Source organism: Ralstonia sp. VS2407, from assembly GCF_052950655.1.
Genome location: NZ_JBRFVG010000004.1, coordinates 67,291 through 85,491 on the forward strand (window position 1 = coordinate 67,291; position 18,201 = coordinate 85,491).

General features: G+C 62.8%; 17 protein-coding genes. 8 read left to right on the forward strand and 9 right to left on the reverse strand.

Annotation, left to right across the window (positions count from 1 at the left end):
• Positions 1-41: 41 nt before the first annotated feature.
• The 3 genes from pnp to ACU8YE_RS08200 all read right to left on the reverse strand — a co-directional run bounded on the left by pnp (position 42) and on the right by ACU8YE_RS08200 (position 4,228).
• Positions 42-2,210 carry a polyribonucleotide nucleotidyltransferase gene (pnp, locus tag ACU8YE_RS08190; protein ID WP_253537698.1) on the reverse strand — a complete coding sequence of 723 codons (2,169 nt, stop codon included), beginning with the start codon at positions 2,208-2,210 and terminating at the stop codon, positions 42-44.
• 329 nt (positions 2,211-2,539) lie between these two features.
• On the reverse strand, positions 2,540-2,809 hold the full coding sequence (gene rpsO / locus ACU8YE_RS08195; protein ID WP_012436069.1) for a 30S ribosomal protein S15: 270 nt from the start codon (positions 2,807-2,809) through the stop codon (positions 2,540-2,542).
• Positions 2,810-2,968: 159 nt separating this feature from the next.
• A complete protein-coding gene (locus tag ACU8YE_RS08200; RefSeq protein ID WP_446928492.1) occupies positions 2,969-4,228 on the reverse strand; it encodes a branched-chain amino acid ABC transporter substrate-binding protein in 1,260 nt (419 codons plus the stop codon).
• Between the two features lie 160 nt (positions 4,229-4,388).
• Between ACU8YE_RS08200 and ACU8YE_RS08205 the strand changes: the two genes are divergently transcribed.
• Positions 4,389-4,856, forward strand: a complete 468-nt coding sequence (locus ACU8YE_RS08205; protein WP_260801840.1) for a hypothetical protein — start codon at positions 4,389-4,391, stop codon at positions 4,854-4,856.
• A 244-nt stretch (positions 4,857-5,100) separates the two neighbouring features.
• On the opposite strand, the gene ACU8YE_RS08210 is transcribed toward ACU8YE_RS08205, so the two are convergent.
• The 6 genes from ACU8YE_RS08210 to ACU8YE_RS08235 all read right to left on the reverse strand — a co-directional run bounded on the left by ACU8YE_RS08210 (position 5,101) and on the right by ACU8YE_RS08235 (position 11,985).
• Positions 5,101-6,642: a 2-isopropylmalate synthase gene (locus ACU8YE_RS08210; RefSeq protein WP_232040472.1), complete on the reverse strand. Its 1,542-nt coding sequence runs from the start codon at positions 6,640-6,642 to the stop codon at positions 5,101-5,103.
• Between the two features lie 319 nt (positions 6,643-6,961).
• A complete protein-coding gene (pssA, locus tag ACU8YE_RS08215; RefSeq protein WP_260801841.1) occupies positions 6,962-7,834 on the reverse strand; it encodes a CDP-diacylglycerol--serine O-phosphatidyltransferase in 873 nt (290 codons plus the stop codon).
• 13 nt (positions 7,835-7,847) lie between these two features.
• Entirely contained in the window at positions 7,848-8,495 is a 648-nt protein-coding gene (locus ACU8YE_RS08220; RefSeq protein WP_092969549.1) for a phosphatidylserine decarboxylase, read from the reverse strand.
• A 148-nt stretch (positions 8,496-8,643) separates the two neighbouring features.
• Positions 8,644-9,660, reverse strand: a complete 1,017-nt coding sequence (gene ilvC, locus ACU8YE_RS08225; RefSeq protein ID WP_004630832.1) for a ketol-acid reductoisomerase — start codon at positions 9,658-9,660, stop codon at positions 8,644-8,646.
• A 76-nt stretch (positions 9,661-9,736) separates the two neighbouring features.
• Entirely contained in the window at positions 9,737-10,228 is a 492-nt protein-coding gene (gene ilvN, locus ACU8YE_RS08230; RefSeq protein ID WP_004630835.1) for an acetolactate synthase small subunit, read from the reverse strand.
• Entirely contained in the window at positions 10,228-11,985 is a 1,758-nt protein-coding gene (locus ACU8YE_RS08235) for an acetolactate synthase 3 catalytic subunit (RefSeq protein WP_045206179.1), read from the reverse strand. Before ACU8YE_RS08235 ends, ilvN begins: the two co-directional genes overlap by 1 nt.
• A 359-nt stretch (positions 11,986-12,344) precedes the next feature.
• Here ACU8YE_RS08235 and ACU8YE_RS08240 point away from each other — a divergent pair, with 359 nt between their 5' ends.
• The 7 genes from ACU8YE_RS08240 (at position 12,345) to ACU8YE_RS08270 (ending at position 18,194) form a co-directional block, all read left to right on the forward strand.
• Entirely contained in the window at positions 12,345-12,911 is a 567-nt protein-coding gene (locus ACU8YE_RS08240) for an RNA polymerase sigma factor (RefSeq protein ID WP_232040474.1), read from the forward strand.
• Positions 12,908-13,348 (forward strand): DUF3619 family protein, encoded by a 441-nt coding sequence (locus ACU8YE_RS08245; protein WP_446928493.1) that lies wholly within the window; start codon positions 12,908-12,910, stop codon positions 13,346-13,348. The genes ACU8YE_RS08240 and ACU8YE_RS08245 overlap by 4 nt, the downstream gene beginning before the upstream one ends.
• Before the next feature lie 11 nt (positions 13,349-13,359).
• Entirely contained in the window at positions 13,360-14,199 is an 840-nt protein-coding gene (locus tag ACU8YE_RS08250; RefSeq protein WP_232040476.1) for a DUF3106 domain-containing protein, read from the forward strand.
• A gap of 100 nt (positions 14,200-14,299) precedes the next feature.
• Positions 14,300-14,824: an RDD family protein gene (locus tag ACU8YE_RS08255; protein ID WP_414561420.1), complete on the forward strand. Its 525-nt coding sequence runs from the start codon at positions 14,300-14,302 to the stop codon at positions 14,822-14,824.
• Positions 14,825-14,854: 30 nt separating this feature from the next.
• The gene (locus ACU8YE_RS08260; protein ID WP_446928494.1) at positions 14,855-15,871 is read left to right on the forward strand and encodes an esterase/lipase family protein; all 1,017 of its coding nucleotides are present in this window, start codon (positions 14,855-14,857) and stop codon (positions 15,869-15,871) included.
• A gap of 243 nt (positions 15,872-16,114) precedes the next feature.
• Entirely contained in the window at positions 16,115-17,065 is a 951-nt protein-coding gene (locus tag ACU8YE_RS08265; protein WP_232040479.1) for a UDP-2,3-diacylglucosamine diphosphatase, read from the forward strand.
• Positions 17,066-17,150: 85 nt separating this feature from the next.
• A complete protein-coding gene (locus tag ACU8YE_RS08270; protein ID WP_446928613.1) occupies positions 17,151-18,194 on the forward strand; it encodes a glycosyltransferase family 4 protein in 1,044 nt (347 codons plus the stop codon).
• Positions 18,195-18,201 lie beyond the last annotated feature (7 nt).

An 18,201-nucleotide genomic window follows, 5' to 3' on the forward strand; every position in this document is an offset into this window, starting at 1 on the left:
TGGACATCGTCCAGCCGTTTTTCTTGGCGAAAACCGCTCGCTTACTGCTGTTGTTGCTGCTGCTGTTGCGAGGCAGCGTCGCCAGCACCCGGTGCTTGCGGTGCAGCGGCAGGCACGTCGCCTTCTTCAGCCTTGGCAGCCTTGATCGACAGACGCATGCGACCCTTCTCGTCGGTGCTCAGCAGCTTCACGCGCACGGCCTGGCCTTCCTTCACATAGTCGGAAACCTGGTTCACGCGCTCGTTGGCGATTTCCGAGATGTGCAGCAGACCGTCCTTGCCCGGCAGGATGTTCACGATCGCGCCAAAGTCGAGCAGCTTGAGCACGGTGCCGTTGTAGATCTTGCCCACTTCAGCCTCGGCCGTGATGCCTTCGATGCGGCGCTTGGCTTCGGCCATGCCTTCCGACGACGTCGACGCGATGGTGATCGTGCCGTCTTCCTGGATGTCGATCGTGCAGCCGGTTTCCTTGGTCAGCGCCTGGATGGTCGAACCACCCTTGCCGATCACGTCGCGGATCTTCTCCGGATTGATCTTGACGGTGATCATGCGCGGAGCGTGCTCCGACAGCTCGGTGCGTGCGCCGCCCATGGCAGCCTGCATCTTGCCCAGGATGTGCAGACGGCCTTCCTTGGCTTGCGCCAGTGCCACCTGCATGATTTCCTTGGTGATGCCCTGCACCTTGATGTCCATCTGCAGCGCGGTGATACCAGCGTCGGTACCAGCAACCTTGAAGTCCATGTCACCCAGGTGATCTTCGTCACCCAGGATGTCGGTCAGCACGGCGAACTTGTTGCCTTCCAGGATCAGGCCCATGGCCACGCCGGCCACGTGCGCCTTGATGGGCACGCCAGCGTCCATCAGCGACAGCGAGCCGCCGCACACCGAAGCCATCGACGACGAACCGTTCGACTCGGTGATTTCCGATACCAGACGAATCGTGTAAGCGAATTCATCGTCCTTCGGCAGCACCGGAATCAGCGCACGCTTGGCCAGACGGCCGTGGCCCACTTCGCGGCGCTTCGGGCTGCCCACGCGGCCGGTTTCACCCGTGGCAAACGGCGGCATGTTGTAGTGAAGCATGAAGCGGTCACGATACTCGCCTTGCAGCGCGTCGATGATCTGCTCGTCGCTCTTGGTGCCCAGGGTGGCCACCACCAGCGCTTGCGTTTCACCGCGCGTAAACAGGGCCGAGCCGTGCGCACGCGGCAGCACCGACGAACGGATCTCGATCGGGCGAACCGTGCGGGTGTCGCGGCCGTCGATACGCGGTTCGCCGTTCAGGATCTGGCCGCGCACGATCTTCGCTTCCAATTCGAACAGGATATTGTCGACTTCCACGCCGTCGGCTTCCACGCCGGCTTCGGCCAGCTTGGCGGCAACCGACTTGTAGACTTCCTTCAGCTTCTGGCTGCGGGCCGACTTCTGGCGAAGTTGGTAAGCGGCTTGCAGATCGGCCAGGGCCAGCTCGGAAACCTTGGCGGTCAGCGTTTCGTTCTTCGGAGCCGCTTGCCAATCCCACTCAGGTTTGCCGCCGTCGCGCACCAGCTCGTGGATTGCGTTGATGGCGATCTGCATTTGCTCGTGGCCGTACACGACGGCGCCCAGCATGACTTCTTCCGACAGTTGCTGCGCTTCGGATTCGACCATCAGCACGGCACGCTCGGTACCGGCCACAACCAGGTCCAGATCCGAATGCGCGAGTTGGGCACGATTCGGGTTCAGCAGGTACTGGCCATCCTTGTAACCCACGCGGGCAGCGCCCACCGGGCCGTTGAACGGCAGACCCGACACAGCCAGCGCAGCCGAAGCAGCGACCAGCGCAGGGATATCGGCCGGCACTTCCGGGTTGATCGACAGCACGTGGATGACGACCTGAACTTCGTTGTAGAAGCCTTCCGGGAACAGCGGACGCAGCGGGCGATCGATCAGGCGCGAGGTCAGCGTTTCGTTTTCCGACGGACGGCCTTCACGCTTGAAGAAGCCACCCGGAATCTTGCCGGCAGCGTAGGTCTTCTCGAGGTAATCAACGGTCAGCGGGAAGAAGTCTTGACCCGGCTTCGGGTTCTTGGCACCCACCACGGTAGCGAGCACGACGGTGTCGTCCATGTCGAGCAACACAGCGCCGCTCGCCTGGCGGGCGATCTCACCCGTTTCCATGCGGACCTTATGGCCGCCCCATTGGAATTCTTTGACGATCTTGTTGAACATGTTTTCTCCTGTTCGGTATTCGCGGCACCGACGATTCAAAGTCGATTTCATTACGCCGCGACAAACACGTTCCGGAAGACGGTGCGGTTGCAGAGGTGTGTTTTATGCCATTCCAGTGCAACGCTGGCATCAACGCCGCGCTGGAATGACACAAGGTCCTGCTTCCTGCCGCCTCCGGTCCATGACAGCCGCTTCATTTTGAACTGGCCGGCTGCCATCAGTCGCCGGTTGCCCGGCGCGGCCACAAACGCGGCCGCCAAAAACAAAATGCCTGCATCAGCACGCTGACGCAGGCACTTTTCATCACGCGCAGTGCGTGATACCCACCATTACTTACGCAGACCCAGCTTCGCCACCAGCGCGGTGTAACGGTCAGCGTCCTTGCTCTTGAGGTAGTCCAGCAGACGGCGACGACGGCTCACCATGCGGAGCAGACCGCGACGGCTGTGGTGATCCTTCATGTGCGCTTTGAAGTGCGGCTGCAGTTCGTTGATGCGGGCGGTCAGCAGTGCAACTTGCACTTCCGGGCTACCCGTGTCGTTGGCGCTGCGGCCGTTATCTTTGACGATGTCTTGCTTCTTGATGTCAGCGACGGACATTTTGATTCCTTTGACTTGCGGACACTGCAGCGCCTGAATAGCCGCCGTTGGTGCCGTGTTGAACAATGATCTTGCCGCCCCATCCGAAACCGGTCCGGACAGCAAGACCGCGATTATAGCCCAGAACGCCGCCCGGACGACAGTTCTGTGTCATCCCGCTCAATAGCGCACCATTTTGCAGGTCGTAGGCAAAGCGGCTTGCGAAGCAGGAATCACTTTAAGCGTACGAAAACCGTAGCCGGAGCCCTCGATATCGAAAGGCACACCAGCCGTCCCCGCTCGTTCCATCTGCGTGACGATAAGCGGTTGGATTGCCTGGTGATCCTCCGCCCGCAGCGTGATGCGATGGAAGCCGTTGTCGAGTGATGCGCCTTCCAGCGCACGTGCCACCGCGGTAGCTTCCGTGGTACCCGCCCGCTCTATGGCCGCGGCCAGCATGTCGACCATCATCTGGTCGCGCAGCAGCGGGTAATCGTCGGCGGGCGACGGGTAACGGGCGCGGAAGGCCTTGTAGAACGCATCGGACTTGGCGCCACCCAGGTTCGGGTGCCACTCCGCCACCGCCACTACACGACCGACACCTGCTTCGCCCATCGCGCCAGGTGCGCCGAGCGAGTTGCCGTAGAACGTAAAGAAACGCGCCTTGAGCCCGGCATCCCGGGCGGCCTTGACCAGCAAGGTCAGATCGTTGCCCCAGTTGCCGGTGATGACCGTATCCGCACCCGACGCGGCAATGCGCGCCACATACGGCGCAAAGTCCTTCACCTTGCCGATCGGGTGCAGAACCTCGCCAACGATCGTCACGTCCGGCCGCTTTTCGCTCAACTGCTGACGGGCCAATTGCGCCACTTGGCGACCGAACGTGTAGTCCTGCCCAATCAGGTAGACCTTTTTGATGGCCTTGTCCGTGCGGATCACTTCCGTCAGCGCGTGCATGCGCATGTCGGCCGACGCATCGAAGCGGAAATGCCAGAAGCTGCATGCCTCGTTGGTCAGCGCCGGATCGACGGCGGCGTAGTTCAGAAACAGCACCCGCGCGCCTGGATGACGGTCGTTGTAGCGCGAAATCGACGTCGACAATGCTGCCGCGGCCGCCGAACTGTTGCCCTGCAGAACGAAATGGATACCCGCATCCGTGGCAGCCTGCAATTGCAGCAACGATTCGTCGACGGCGTTCTTGCTATCGAATCGCACGAGCGCGAGCGGATGGCGGCCATCGGGCAACTTCACACCGCCGCGCGCATTCACATCCTCAATGGCCATGCGCAGATTGCGATCCACTGCCTCGCCAGCATTGGCAAATGGGCCCGACAACCCTTCAATCAGCGCCAACCGGATCGGTGCGGCTTCAGGCTGGGCAGCCGCCGCGCCACACACCCCCACAGCCGCCAGCGCGGCCACAAACCAACGAAACACCATGGAAAATCTCCGTGAAGCGCGGATGGTAAAGCGCCGCTGCATGTCGACACAAGCCAGCGCCACTCGCTCGGGCTCCTACACTGAAAACCTCGGGAGAACCATTGTGAACATTCGATCGACATGGCGGAGCGCTGCGCTTCTCGCTGTAACGCTGATATCAATGTGCGCGTGCACCGTGCTGGCGCCCGTGCAAACAGGCGAAGCGCTGCTCGGCCAACCCGCTTCTGCCGTAGAGGCACGCTTTGGCAAACCACCCGAGCGATATCCGCATGCGGATGGCGGCACGCGCTGGCTATATCCGACGCAGCCCTATGGCCAATTCACGTATGCCGCTGACTTCGATGCGAGCGGCAAGCTCGTCTCGTTCCGGCAAATTCTGACCACGATGGACTTTGCGCAGATCCGTGTCGGCACGGCGACGCGGAATGATGTACTGCAAACGTTCGGCAAGCCAGAGGAAACCGCCTATTTCCGGCTGATGGATCGGCAGGTGTGGTCCTACCGCTTCAGGCACGAGGGTGTGTGGCCTTCGTTGATGAACTTCTATTTCGACCGCGACGGTATCGTGCGGCTCACGCAAGTCAGCCCGGACCCGATGTACGACCACGATCACGATTCGAGCCGGTAAGCGAGCGCTCAACGCCAGAACGGCAACATCCACGCGAGGCGCGTCGCCTGGCGCGGACATTCGGGTCGGCCATGTCGTGGATCGCACAAACATGGCTCTCAAAGACGGCTGGCATGGCGCACGCTCCTGACGTGTCCGGTGCCGCCGCACCCGCTTCGCGTTCCGGTGGATAACCGGTTGCGCGCTCAGTAGTGATCGTGTTGGGGTCTGGGCTGACTCCTGCGTGTGTTGGTAGTACCCGAGATCAGATCTGCGGGTTGAGTTTTTCGCTGCTCTTGTCCTGCAACTTGTTCAGCGCGGCAAGGTAAGCCTTGGCCGAAGCCGCGACGATGTCCGGATCGGTACCCACACCGTTGACGATGCGGCCCGACTTGGACAGCCGCACCGTCACTTCACCCTGTGCCTGCGTGCCTGTCGTGATGGCGTTAACCGAATACAGCAGTTGCTCAGCGCCGCTAGCGACCTTGCTCTCAATCGCATTCAGCGTGGCGTCAACCGGGCCATTGCCCTCCGCCTCGCCCGTCACTTCCTTGCCGTCCGCAACGAAGACGACGCGTGCGTGCGGACGCTCGCCGGTTTCCGAACGCTGGGCCAGCGACACAAAACGGAAGTGCTCGCCCTCGCTGTGCTGTGCTTCGTTCGAAACGATGGCGACGATGTCCTCGTCGAAGATCTCGGCCTTCTGATCGGCCAGCTCCTTGAAGCGGGTGAAGGCTGCGTTCAGTTCAGCTTCCGAATCCAGCTCGATGCCCAATTCCTGCAGACGCTGCTTGAACGCGTTGCGACCCGAGAGTTTGCCCAGAACGATCTTGTTGGCCGTCCAGCCCACGTCTTCGGCGCGCATGATTTCGTACGTGTCGCGCGCCTTGAGCACGCCATCCTGGTGGATGCCCGAAGCGTGCGCGAACGCATTGGCGCCCACGACAGCCTTGTTCGGCTGAACGACGAAACCGGTGATCTGCGAGACCAGCTTGGACGCCGGCACGATCTGCGTGGTATCGACGCCAACGTCGAGGTTGAAGTAGTCGCGACGCGTCTTCACGGCCATCACCACCTCTTCGAGGCTGGTGTTGCCGGCACGCTCGCCCAGGCCGTTGATCGTGCATTCGATCTGGCGCGCGCCGCCCAATTTGACAGCGGCCAGGGAGTTCGCGACTGCCATGCCAAGGTCGTTATGGCAATGCACCGACCAGACCGCCTTGTCGGAATTCGGAATGCGCTCGCGCACCGAGCGGATCAGCGCGGCGTAACCTTCAGGCACCGCGTAGCCCACCGTATCCGGCAGGTTGATGGTGGTTGCACCCTCGGCGATCACGCCTTCCAGCACGCGGCACAGGAAATCCATGTCGGAGCGGCTGCCATCTTCCGGCGAGAACTCAATGTCGTCGGTGAACTGGCGCGCGAAGCGCACCGCCAGGCGTGCCTGCTCGTACACCTGATCCGGCGACATGCGCAGCTTCTTCTCCATGTGCAGCGCCGATGTGGCGATGAACGTATGGATACGGAACTGGCCGGCAGGCTTGAGCGCCTCGGCAGCGCGCGAGATATCGCGGTCGTTCGCACGGGCCAGCGAACAAATACGCGAATCCTTGACCGACTGCGCAATCGCGCGGATTGCCTCGAAGTCACCATTGGAGCTGGCCGCGAAGCCAGCTTCGATCACATCCACCTTGAGCCGCTCAAGCTGCTTGGCAATGCGGATCTTCTCTTCCTTGGTCATCGACGCCCCAGGCGACTGCTCGCCATCGCGCAAGGTGGTATCGAAAATGATGAGTTTGTCGCTCATGGCGGCTCCTTGGTGGGGGTGACGTTTTTGGCGTCGGTCTTAGTGGATGTCTCGAATGGTTTTTTTTCCGGCGCAGAATGCAAAACGCCCCGGCGTGCATGGTTGCAGGCCGGGGCGCTGTGAATCCTGGTTCGCGAAAACTTGGCGGTTTCTGCTTGCCTTGTCTTGCGATTTCCTATGCGCGTGTCCCGACCTGACGACCTAGTAGGCCATCAATCGAGACTAGCGTAATCAGAATGGAAATCGGGTGCGAAAGCATGCGAACGACTATAGACGAATTCAAAAATCGGCGCAAGCGCACATTGGTGCAGCGCATCGGTCACTCATGCGAGTCACCCGATGCCTGTTTCGGCAAGCGCGGGCTGCCCTGTTGCCCGTGCAGCGCACGCCAGCCCCACAGCAGATAGCCCGATACCGCGTAACCAACAAACAGGCCAAACAGCGCGACCGGCGGATCGCTCGATATCACGACAAACAACACGAGCACGAGCACCATCACGCCAAATGGCACGCGGTGACGAACGTCGAGCGCCTTGCCACTGTAGAACGGCGCGTTCGACACCATCGACAGCCCTGCATACAGCGTCAGCCCGAAGGCCACCCACGGCATCCACAGCTCCTTGACCGGCAGCTTGTTGTCGATCGCCAGCCAGACGAAACCCGCGATGAGCGCTGCGGCTGCCGGGCTCGGCATGCCCTGGAAGAAGCGCTTGTCGACTGACCCGATGTTCGTATTGAAGCGCGCGAGGCGCAATGCCGCGCCAGCGCAATACACGAACGCCGCGAGCCAGCCCCACTTGCCTAGGTCGCGCAGGATCCACTCGTACATGACCAATGCCGGTGCGACGCCGAACGACACCATGTCGGACAGCGAATCGTATTGCTCGCCGAACGCGCTTTGCGTGTTGGTGATGCGAGCGACGCGCCCGTCCATGCCGTCAAGCACCATGGCCGCGAAAATGGCGATGGCAGCCGTCTCAAAGTTCAGGTTCATCGCCTGAACAATGGCGAAGAAGCCTGCGAACAGTGCGGCCGTCGTGAACGCGTTGGGCAGCAGATAGATGCCTCGGCGTCGTGGACGTACGATCTCAAGGTCGTCGTCATCCGCACGTGGCTGGTTATGCCGCAGCGGACGCAGGTGCGTCACGTTACCAGCGGTAAAGCGCTTCTTGCGTCGGTTGAACGCGGGCATGGTGACCTCCGGATCAGTCCAGCTCAGCAAGCACCGTAAGCGTGGCGGACACTTTCTCGCCAATGGTCACGCGCGGGCGTGCCGTCAGCGGCAGGTACACATCAACGCGGGAGCCAAAGCGGATGAAGCCGTAGCGTTGACCACGCGTGAGCGCTTCGCCTGCCTTGGTATAGCAAAGGATGCGCCGCGCGATCAAACCCGCTACCTGCACAGAAGTGACGAGCTGGCCATCAGCACGGCGCAGCACGATGGCGTTGCGCTCGTTCTCGAGCGACGCCTTGTCCAGGTCCGCATTGACGAACTTGCCTGGAAAGTACTGCACCTGTTGCACCGTGCCGTCGACCGGCGCGCGGTTCGAGTGCACGTTGAACACGTTCATGAACACGCTGATCTTCAGCGAGTCGCGATCGGCGTACGGGTCACGCACTTGCTCGACGGCGACGATGCGACCATCGGCCGGGGACAGAATCGCATTGGCCTGCGTGGGCACGACGCGCGCCGGATCGCGGAAAAACTGCAGCACAAACAGCGTCAGCACCCAGAACGGCCAAGCCCAGCCGAAGCCGGCGGCAGCCTGCACGATGAGCGTGACGATGAAAATCCCGCCCAGGTACGGCCAGCCCTCGCGGGCGATGATGGGATGCGGATACGTGTTGTTCAAATCAGACCTCGACAGCGTCTTGAAGGAAATGCGGCATTCTAGCCGACACGGGGCCGCGCCAGCACTTGAAACAATGGTTGGCGCCCCGGATTCAGCATAAAAAAAGCCAGCCCGGAGGCTGGCTTCTTCTCGCACAAGGCGCGAACAATCAGTTCTTCGTCTGGTCAACCAGCTTGTTCTTGGCGATCCACGGCATCATCGCACGCAGCTTGGCGCCCACTTGCTCGATCTGGTGCTCTTCGGTCAAGCGACGACGCGAGATCAGCGTCGGCTGGCCTGCCTTGTACTCCAGCAGGAAGCTCTTGGCGTATTCGCCGGTCTGGATGTCCTTCAGGCATTGCTTCATGGCCTTCTTGGTCTCTTCCGTCACGACGCGCGGGCCAGTGACGTACTCGCCGTATTCGGCGTTGTTCGAGATCGAGTAGTTCATGTTGGCGATGCCGCCTTCATAGATCAGGTCGACGATCAGCTTCAGTTCGTGCAGGCACTCGAAGTAGGCCATTTCCGGAGCGTAACCAGCCTCCACCAGCGTCTCGAAACCAGCCTTGATCAGTTCGACGGTACCGCCGCACAGCACGGCTTGCTCGCCGAACAGGTCGGTTTCGGTTTCTTCGCGGAAGTTCGTCTCGATGATGCCGGCACGGCCGCCGCCGTTGGCGGTGGCGTACGACAGGGCGATATCACGCGCGGCGCCCGACTTGTCCTGGTGCACGGCAATCAGGTGCGGCACGCCGCCACCTTGGGTGTACGTGCCACGCACGGTATGGCCCGGAGCCTTCGGAGCAATCATGATGACGTCCAGGTCGGCGCGTGGGATCACGGCACCGTAGTGCACGTTGAAGCCGTGGGCGAATGCCAGTGCAGCGCCTTGCTTGATGTTGCCGTGCACTTCGTTCTTGTACACGTCGGCGATCTGCTCGTCCGGCAGCAGGATCATGACAACGTCGGCTTCCTTCACAGCCTCGGCCACTTCCTTGACCTGCAGGCCGGCGTTGACAGCCTTGTTCCACGACGCGCCATTCTTGCGCAGACCGACCGTCACCTTCACGCCCGAGTCGTTCAGGTTGAGGGCGTGGGCGTGGCCTTGCGAGCCATAGCCGATGATGGTGACGTTCTTGCCCTTGATCAGGGAGAGGTCGGCGTCCTTGTCGTAAAACACTTTCATGTTGATGTCCTAATTTTCAAATACTTCAATATCGATGGGGTCCGGCCGCAGTTACACCCTGGGTGCACGCGCCGGCTCAAACCTTCAGAATGCGCTCGCCGCGGCCGATGCCCGAGCCGCCCGTACGGACGGTCTCAAGAATGGCAGTGCGATCGATGGCATCGAGAAACGCGTCGAGCTTGCTGCCGTTGCCGGTCAGCTCGATCGTGTAGGTCTTCTCGGTCACGTCGATGATGCGGCCGCGGAAGATGTCCGCGGTACGCTTCATCTCCTCGCGCTCCTTACCGACCGCGCGCACCTTCACGAGCATCAGCTCGCGCTCGATGTGCGCACCTTCGGTCAGGTCGACGACCTTGACGACTTCCACCAGGCGGTTCAGGTGCTTGGTGATCTGCTCGATGATGTCGTCCGAACCGGTCGTGACGATCGTCATGCGGGACAGCGAGGCATCTTCGGTCGGAGCGACCGTCAGCGTCTCGATGTTGTAGCCACGCGCAGAGAACAGGCCGACCACGCGCGACAACGCACCCGGTTCGTTTTCCAGCAGGACGGAAATGATGTGGCGCATTAGAGGTCCTCCGCGCCGAGCAGCATTTCAGAAATGCCCTTGCCTGCCTGGACCATTGGCCAGACGTTTTCGGTCGGGTCGGTCTGGAAGTCGAGGAACACGGTGCGATCCTTGAGTCGGAAGGCTTCGCGCAGCGCGGGCTCGACGTCAGACGTCTTCTCGATGCGCATGCCAACGTGGCCATACGATTCGGCCAGCTTTACGAAGTCGGGCAATGCCTGCATGTAGGAGTGCGAGTAACGGTTGTCGTACTCGATTTCCTGCCACTGGCGCACCATGCCCAGGTAGCCGTTGTTGAGCGAGCAGATCTTCACCGGCGTGTCGTACTGCAGGCACGTCGACAGTTCCTGGATGCACATCTGGATCGAGCCTTCACCGGTGATGGTGACAACTTCCTTGTCCGGGAATGCCTTCTTGATGCCCATCGCGTACGGCAGACCCACGCCCATCGTGCCCAGGCCGCCGGAGTTGATCCAGCGGCGCGGCTCGTTGAACTTGTAGAACTGCGCGGCCCACATCTGGTGCTGACCGACGTCAGAGCAGACGAAAGCGTCGCCGTTGGTCAGTTCCCAGATCTTCTCGACCACGTACTGCGGCTTGATGATCTCGGAGGTACGGTCGTACTTCAGGCAATCGACGCTGCGCCACTGCTCGATCTGTTCCCACCACTTGGCCAGCGCCGTCTTGTTGGGCTTGGCTTCGCCAGACTGGATCTGGGCGATCATCTCCTGCAACACATCCTTGACGTTGCCGACGATGGGGATGTCGACCTTCACGCGTTTGGAAATGGACGACGGATCGATGTCGATGTGAATGATCTTGCGCGGCTGCGACGAGAAGTGCGCCGGGCTGCCGATCACTCGATCATCGAACCGCGCGCCGATGGCAATCAGAACGTCGCAGTTCTGCATCGCCATGTTGGCTTCGTAAGTGCCGTGCATGCCCAGCATGCCCACGAACTGCTTGCTGGTGCCTGGGAACGCGCCCAGGCCCATCAGCGTGTTCGTCACGGGGTACCCCGTCAGCGCAGCCAGTTGGCGCAACTCTTCGCTGGCCTCGGCAAGCACCACGCCGCCACCCGAATAGATGTACGGACGCTCGGCCTGCAGCAGCAGACTGACCGCCTTGCGGATCTGACCCGAATGGCCCTTGTTGACCGGGCTGTACGAGCGCATCTCGATGGTCTTCGGATACTCGTACTTGCAGAGTTCGCGCGAGACATCCTTGGGGATGTCCACCACCACCGGACCCGGACGGCCCGTTGCGGCGATGTAGAACGCCTTCTTGATGGTCGAGGCGAGATTGCGCACGTCCTTGACCAGGAAGTTGTGCTTGACGATCGGGCGGGTAATGCCGACGGTGTCGCACTCCTGGAATGCGTCCTGACCGATGGCGTGCGTCGGCACGTTGCCGGTGATGATCACCATCGGGATCGAATCCAGGTAAGCGGTGGCGATGCCAGTCACGGCATTCGTCACGCCCGGGCCGGACGTCACGAGGGCGACACCGACCTTGCCCGTGGCACGCGCATAGCCGTCAGCCGCATGGACTGCCGCCTGTTCGTGGCGCACCAGGATGTGTTCGATCTTGTTTTGCTTGTAGAACGCGTCGTAGATATAGAGCACCGCGCCGCCGGGGTAACCCCAGACGAACTCGACGCCCTCTGCCGCGAGCGCATTGACGAGGATGTCAGCCCCCATCATGTCGGCAGATGAACCGCTATTGGCGTGGGAAAATTCCGCGCTTGGCATATTCATGTCAGTCCTTTGCAATTTTCGGCAAAAAATTGTTTGGATGCTCTCTACCGGGCTTGTGGCGCGGATTTGAGCGGTGCGCGTCTGCATGGATGGTCCGCCTGATGGGCGGCCAGATGAGACAAACCACAGATGTTGTGAACCGAGGATAATACTGCAATGCCGCATGGCGGTCCAGCGCCGGTGCGACTCCCCTCTCCTGGCGGCGCACCCGGCCGCCGGACTGTCCGCGGAGCCGCATTTTTGCTAGCATCGCACCATTTTTCACGGCCAAGGCCGTTGACGCCACGCGGCGTGATCATCACATGCTGTGAATGTGAATTTTCGCGCGGCTGCCTCACAGGATTCGCACCCGCCGTTGTATGGCCTCTGAACAGGAACTGTCGGCCTTTCTTTTAAGCGTCGAAAAACGCGCCTTCAAGCAGGCGGTCTTCGCGGTCCGAGACGACGATTCCGCGCTCGACATCGTGCAGGACGCCATGATCAAGCTGGCCGAGAAATACGGCGACAAGCCGGGCGCCGAGCTGCCGCTGCTGTTCCAGCGCATTCTGCAGAACACGATTCACGACTGGTTTCGTCGCTCCAAGGTGCGCAACACCTGGGTGAGTCTGTTCTCGAGCTTCCGCACCGATGCCGAGGGCGATGACACCGACCCGCTTGAACTGATCGAAAGCGAAGCCGGCACCACAGCGGCTGAAAGCAGCGCCGACAAAGTCGAGCGCTCGCAAATGCTGGAAATCCTGGAACGCGAAATCGAGAAGCTGCCCACACGTCAACGGGAGGCCTTCCTGATGCGTTACTGGGAGGACATGGATGTTGCCGAGACAGCCCAGGCGATGGGCTGTTCCGAGGGCAGCGTAAAGACGCACTGCTCGCGGGCAACACACGCCCTGGCCCAAGCGCTGCGGGCGCGAGGGATCCGACTATGAACAAGGTAGAACTCCGAGAACGCCGTTTTGTGCATGCCGTCCGAACCGCTCTGAATGAGTCGGCTGGACAGTTGCAGCCCGACGTACGCGACCGCCTCGCAGCGGCGCGCCGGACGGCGCTTGCGCACAAGAAAGCGGAAGTGCCCAGCACGGTGCACTCGCCTGCCTTGGCGATGCCGGGCGTCGGCTCGATGTCTTTCGAGACGGAAGGCGAAACGCCCTCCCCCCTGCAACGCGCCGCCGCAGTCCTGCGTCGCCTCGGCTTGCTCTGGCCGACCATCGCGCTGGTGGCCGGACTCGCAGGCATCTATCAGTGGCAACAGCAGCAACGCGTGGACGAACTCGCGGAGGTCGATGCCGCAATGCTGCTCGACGATCTGCCGTTGGCCGCTTACGCCGATCAAGGCTTCCATCAGTATCTGAAGCACGATCAGTGAAAGGCTGATCGATGAGCGACTTCCTGTACACCCACGGCCACACACCGCGAGGCGCAAAGACCTTCTGTCTGCGCGCGGGCATCGTTACGTTGATCGGTGCCGCCGGTCTGATGGCAGGTCTTGCGATCGCGCAGGTTCCGAGCACTTCGGCGCCTGCGGCGGCATCGGGCGTGACAGTCAATGCGCCGGTTGATCTGCCGACACCGCCCGCGACCAATCCGCTACCCGCCGTCCATCCGAACTGGGCCGAGCTGACCATCGTGCAGCAGCGCATCTTCGCGCCGCTGGCGCCGGAATGGAACGGCCTGCCGGAACTGGCGCGCCAAAAGTGGCTGCAGATCGCCCGGGCATATCCGAAGTACACGCCGGCTCAGCAGCAGCGCTTGCAAACACGCATGGCGGATTGGGTCAAGCTCACGCCGGAGCAACGCCACCGCGCGCGTGAGAATTTCCAGACCACTAAGTCGCTCCCGGTGCAAAAAAAGAGCGAGGCCTGGCAGAGCTACCAGCAACTGACTGAAGAGCAGAAAAAAGCGCTGGCTGCCGCGGCCAAGGCGCAAAAGCATCCGACAGCAGTGACGGCGCTGCCCGGCGGCGCACGCTTGGCGAAGGACGCGGCCAAATCGATCCATCACGGTGCGCGCACCAAACCGGGTACAACCAAGACGGTGCCGACGAGCAAGCCGACTGCCACGGCATCCGCGCCGGCCGCGACCCCTGCGCCCGAACCAGCCGCTGCCGCACCGGCACCTGCAAGTGCGCCGCTCACACCTGTGCACCCTGTTGCACCGCCGACCACCACCGGCGGGGAATCGGGCAATCCGCCGCCCTCCACGGTGCTGGGCGGCTGAGGCCAGCCAACCCTTTGGCATAATCCGAACCACGTGCCGCGCGCACCCTGCTCGCCGGCACATGAAGGACTGCGCTGACGGCGCGCTCACACTCTGTTCGATGGCCACTTCCGTTCCCTCGTCTTCCCCCGTTGCGGCGCCTGATCCGCTTGCCGCGCCCACGCTACGCCGCCGTCTTGCCGCGATGCTCTACGAGGGCTTGTTGCTGTTTGGCGTAATGTTTGGCGCCACGGCTGTCTTTCTGCTCCTGCGCCTGATCGCGCCGCCACTGGCGCGCACCGGCGATGTGGGGCTGCAGGTGTGGGGCTTTCTGGCGCTGGGTCTGTACTTCGTATGGTTTTGGCGCAAGCGCGGCCAGACGCTGGCGATGCAGACGTGGCGCATGCGCGTGGTCAACGCCGATGGATCGCGTATTTCGCTGGGCCGCGCCGTTGCACGCTATCTGCTCGCGTGGGTGTGGGTGGCCGCGGCAGTGGGCGTGATCCATCTGAGCGGGGCGTCCCGCTGGACCGGCGCCGGCGTCGCTCTGGCGTGCCTGCTGGCCTGGGGTGCGCTGGCGTGGCTCGATCCGCAGCGCCAGTTCCTGCACGATCGCCTGGCCGGCACGCGGCTGGTGCGCGACTGATCGGTTCCACGCTCGGCGGCAAACTCCACCATGACGCGCGCCGATCTGCCAACCTCGCCTGTTCCCCTCGCCTTCCTGACCGCAGCCACCGCGCGCCGCATCGCCGTGGCGCTGCAATGTGCGGCAACGCTGGCGGTTGGCTGGGCGGCGCATTACTGGGGCGGATGGAGCTGGCCGGCGGCAAGCCTGCTCGCGGGCGCGGCGCTGGTGCTGGGCTATCTCCTTTCGGTCGGATGGGCGTTCCTGGTGTCGCTGAAGAGTCTGGGCACCGCGATACCGGACGACCCCATGTGGGACCGCATGCCCGTGCCGCGCGAACACCGCATCGGCATCACCGGCTTCATCGCGTGCTGGCTGCGCGAATGCGTATCCGTGGCGTGGATGTTCAACGTGCTGCAACCGTTCCGAGCGCGCGCCGCATTCGATTTACCGGCGGGCGACGGCAAGCGCGTGCCTGTGCTGATGATCCACGGCTATGGCTGCAATCGCGCGGTATGGCTGCCCATGCAGAAGCATGTGGCCGCCGCAGGGCATCCGATCGATGCCATCGATCTCATGCCGCTGCTAGGTGACATCGACGACTATGCCCGCGACATTACTGCCGCTGTCGCACACCTGACGCACATGCATGGCCGTGCGCCCGTTCTGCTCTGCCACAGCATGGGCGGCCTCGCCGCACGAGCGCTGCTGCGCCAATCGGAATCCGGCCCCGTTGCCCACGTCATCACGCTCGGCACACCACATCGGGGCACGGCAATGGCGCGTAGCGGGCGCGGTCATAACGTTCGCCAGATGGCTTGGGCAAGCCCTTGGCTGCGGCAGCTTGCAGCATCCGAAACGCCGGCCGTGCGAGCCCGCATCACGTCGATTTTCTCGTGGCACGACTCCATCGTCGGCCCGGCTGGTGCTTCCTGGCTGGACGGCGCGCGGCACATCGCATTTGCGGGCATCGGCCATGTGTCGCTGCTATGCGACGCACGCGTGCGCGACGCTGTGCTGGCGGAACTCGCACGCATCGAAGCCACCTCCGTGAGCCCATCTGGTTGAAACGCGCGCCCGGCGCAGGTCTTGGGCGCACCCCGCCCGCTTCTCGGCAAACACGTCATGTGACGGTCATGTTTCTGACACGGCGCTTTCATGCGGCGATGGCGAAATCCGTCCAACGCAGCCTCTGTTGCCGACATGGTCCTGCCCAAACTGCCATCGCGCCCTGGTTTCCTCCGCCGCCTCGCGCAACGCTTTCGCGCTGCTCCCCTCACCGGTTCCGACTGGAATGCTCCACCGCCTCTGATGCAAATGGCTGCCGGACTAGCCGCTGCCGGTGCGCTGGGCTCGGCTGTGCCGGCGGGCCGCGGCGATGTGCGCGAGCACGAAGCTCCCGTTGCCACGCCGGCTTCCACGTTGGCGCCAGAGCACTCGGCTGACACGGACACCGACCCGCCCGCCGAGAAGATCCAGCGCTATCGCACGATCTGGCTGTCGGATATCCACCTCGGCACGCCGGGCTGCCAGGCCGATTACCTGCTGGACTTTCTCAAGCACCACGAGTCCGACACGCTGTACCTGGTAGGAGACATCGTCGACGGCTGGCAACTGCGCAAGGGCTGGTACTGGCCCCAGGCACACAACGATGTGGTGCAGAAGGTGCTGCGCCGGGCGCGTAAAGGCACGCGCGTGGTGTTCATCCCGGGCAACCACGACGAGATGGCGCGCCAGTTCCACGGGCTGAATTTTGGCGATATCGAAGTCGCTGAAGACGCTGTGCACGTCACCGCCACGGGCAAACGCCTGTGGGTCGTGCACGGTGACCTGTTCGACGGCGTGATGCAGCATGCGCGCTGGCTGGCCTACGTCGGCGACTCGCTCTACACCTTCATCCTGGCGATGAACCGGCACTTCAACCGCATCCGCGTGCGGCTGGGTTTTCCGTACTGGTCGCTGTCGCAATACCTGAAGCACCAGGTCAAGAACGCGGTCAACTTCATCAATTCATTCGAGCGTGTGATGACGGATGAAGCGCGCCGCCGCGGCTGCGACGGCGTGGTCTGCGGGCATATCCACAAGGCCGAGATCCGCGAGATCGACGGCCAGCTCTACTGCAACGACGGCGACTGGGTGGAAAGCCTTTCTGCCCTGGTCGAAACCATGGAAGGCGAACTGCAGATCGTCTACTGGACGCATCTGCTCGATGCGCCGCGCACCTCCCGCCGCGCACGCCGTGCCGCTGCGGCCGCCGCCTGATGGGACCCCTATGACCAACACCAGCATCGACCTCGTGCAGCCCACCGCAGCCCAACCTACCCCCCAAGGAGAGCCCGTGAAAGTCATGATCGTCACCGATGCCTGGGAACCGCAGGTCAACGGCGTCGTCCGCACCCTCACCCAGACGCGCCGCGAGCTGGAGGCCATGGGGCACATCGTCGACATGATCACGCCGCTGGAATTCAAGACGGTGCCGTGCCCGACGTATCCGGAAATCCGCCTCTCGATCCTGCCGGCCAAGCGCGTGCGTGCGCGCATCGAGAAGTTCGCCCCGCAGGCCCTGCACATCGCCACCGAAGGCCCGCTCGGCCTGGCCGCACGCGCCTATGCGCTGCGCCACAAGCTGCCCTATACGACGGCGTATCACACGCGTTTTCCGGAGTACGTGCAGGCGCGCTTCGGCATTCCGCTAGCCTGGACGTATCGCTTCCTGCGCTGGTTCCACAGCCCTGCCCAGGCCGTGATGGCGCCGACACCCGTTGTGCTGAAAGACCTCGCAGACTACGGCATCACCAACGGCGTGCTGTGGACGCGCGGCGTCGATCTGGACATCTTCACCGCACAGCGCAGCAACGTGCTCAACACGGCGCATCCGATCTTCCTGTACGTCGGCCGCGTGGCCGTGGAGAAGAACGTCGAATCCTTCCTGGAACTGGATCTGCCGGGCTCGAAATGGGTTGTGGGTGAAGGCCCGGCACTGGCCGGATTGAAAGCCAAGTACCCGAACGCCAGCTACCTCGGCGTGCTCAAGCAACCGGAGCTGGCCAAGGTGTATGCCTCAGCCGATGTGTTCGTCTTTCCGAGCCGCACCGACACGTTCGGCCTGGTCCTGCTGGAGGCACTGGCCAGCGGCCTGCCGGTTGCCGCATATCCGGTGACAGGCCCCATCGACGTGCTGGGCGATTCGCCGGCTGGTGCGTTGCGCGAAGACCTGCGCGAAGCCTGCCTGGAAGCGTTGCGTATCGACAGCGCCACGGCGCGTGCGCACGCCGAGAAGTTCTCGTGGCGCGCGGCCTCGGAACAATTCCTCGCGCACCTGCGCCCCATGCCCGCCGCGCCGGCCGGCAACACCAAGGCCGCCGAACCATCCACCGCCGCGGGTGCCTGAGCCTTGC

Bases quoted from the DNA above. Each gene is read 5' to 3' on its own strand.
- pssA (WP_260801841.1), bottom strand. From the start codon at position 7,834: ATGCCCGCGTTCAACCGACGCAAGAAGCGCTTTACCGCTGGTAACGTG.
- ACU8YE_RS08265 (WP_232040479.1), top strand. From the start codon at position 16,115: ATGCAAATGGCTGCCGGACTAGCCGCTGCCGGTGCGCTGGGCTCGGCT.
- ilvC (WP_004630832.1), bottom strand. From the start codon at position 9,660: ATGAAAGTGTTTTACGACAAGGACGCCGACCTCTCCCTGATCAAGGGC.
- ACU8YE_RS08205 (WP_260801840.1), top strand. From the start codon at position 4,389: ATGTGCGCGTGCACCGTGCTGGCGCCCGTGCAAACAGGCGAAGCGCTG.
- ACU8YE_RS08255 (WP_414561420.1), top strand. From the start codon at position 14,300: ATGGCCACTTCCGTTCCCTCGTCTTCCCCCGTTGCGGCGCCTGATCCG.
- ACU8YE_RS08270 (WP_446928613.1), top strand. From the start codon at position 17,151: ATGATCGTCACCGATGCCTGGGAACCGCAGGTCAACGGCGTCGTCCGC.
- ACU8YE_RS08240 (WP_232040474.1), top strand. From the start codon at position 12,345: ATGGCCTCTGAACAGGAACTGTCGGCCTTTCTTTTAAGCGTCGAAAAA.
- ACU8YE_RS08260 (WP_446928494.1), top strand. From the start codon at position 14,855: ATGACGCGCGCCGATCTGCCAACCTCGCCTGTTCCCCTCGCCTTCCTG.
- ACU8YE_RS08210 (WP_232040472.1), bottom strand. From the start codon at position 6,642: ATGAGCGACAAACTCATCATTTTCGATACCACCTTGCGCGATGGCGAG.
- ACU8YE_RS08250 (WP_232040476.1), top strand. From the start codon at position 13,360: ATGAGCGACTTCCTGTACACCCACGGCCACACACCGCGAGGCGCAAAG.
- ACU8YE_RS08245 (WP_446928493.1), top strand. From the start codon at position 12,908: ATGAACAAGGTAGAACTCCGAGAACGCCGTTTTGTGCATGCCGTCCGA.
- ilvN (WP_004630835.1), bottom strand. From the start codon at position 10,228: ATGCGCCACATCATTTCCGTCCTGCTGGAAAACGAACCGGGTGCGTTG.
- rpsO (WP_012436069.1), bottom strand. From the start codon at position 2,809: ATGTCCGTCGCTGACATCAAGAAGCAAGACATCGTCAAAGATAACGGC.
- ACU8YE_RS08235 (WP_045206179.1), bottom strand. From the start codon at position 11,985: ATGAATATGCCAAGCGCGGAATTTTCCCACGCCAATAGCGGTTCATCT.
- ACU8YE_RS08200 (WP_446928492.1), bottom strand. From the start codon at position 4,228: ATGGTGTTTCGTTGGTTTGTGGCCGCGCTGGCGGCTGTGGGGGTGTGT.
- pnp (WP_253537698.1), bottom strand. From the start codon at position 2,210: ATGTTCAACAAGATCGTCAAAGAATTCCAATGGGGCGGCCATAAGGTC.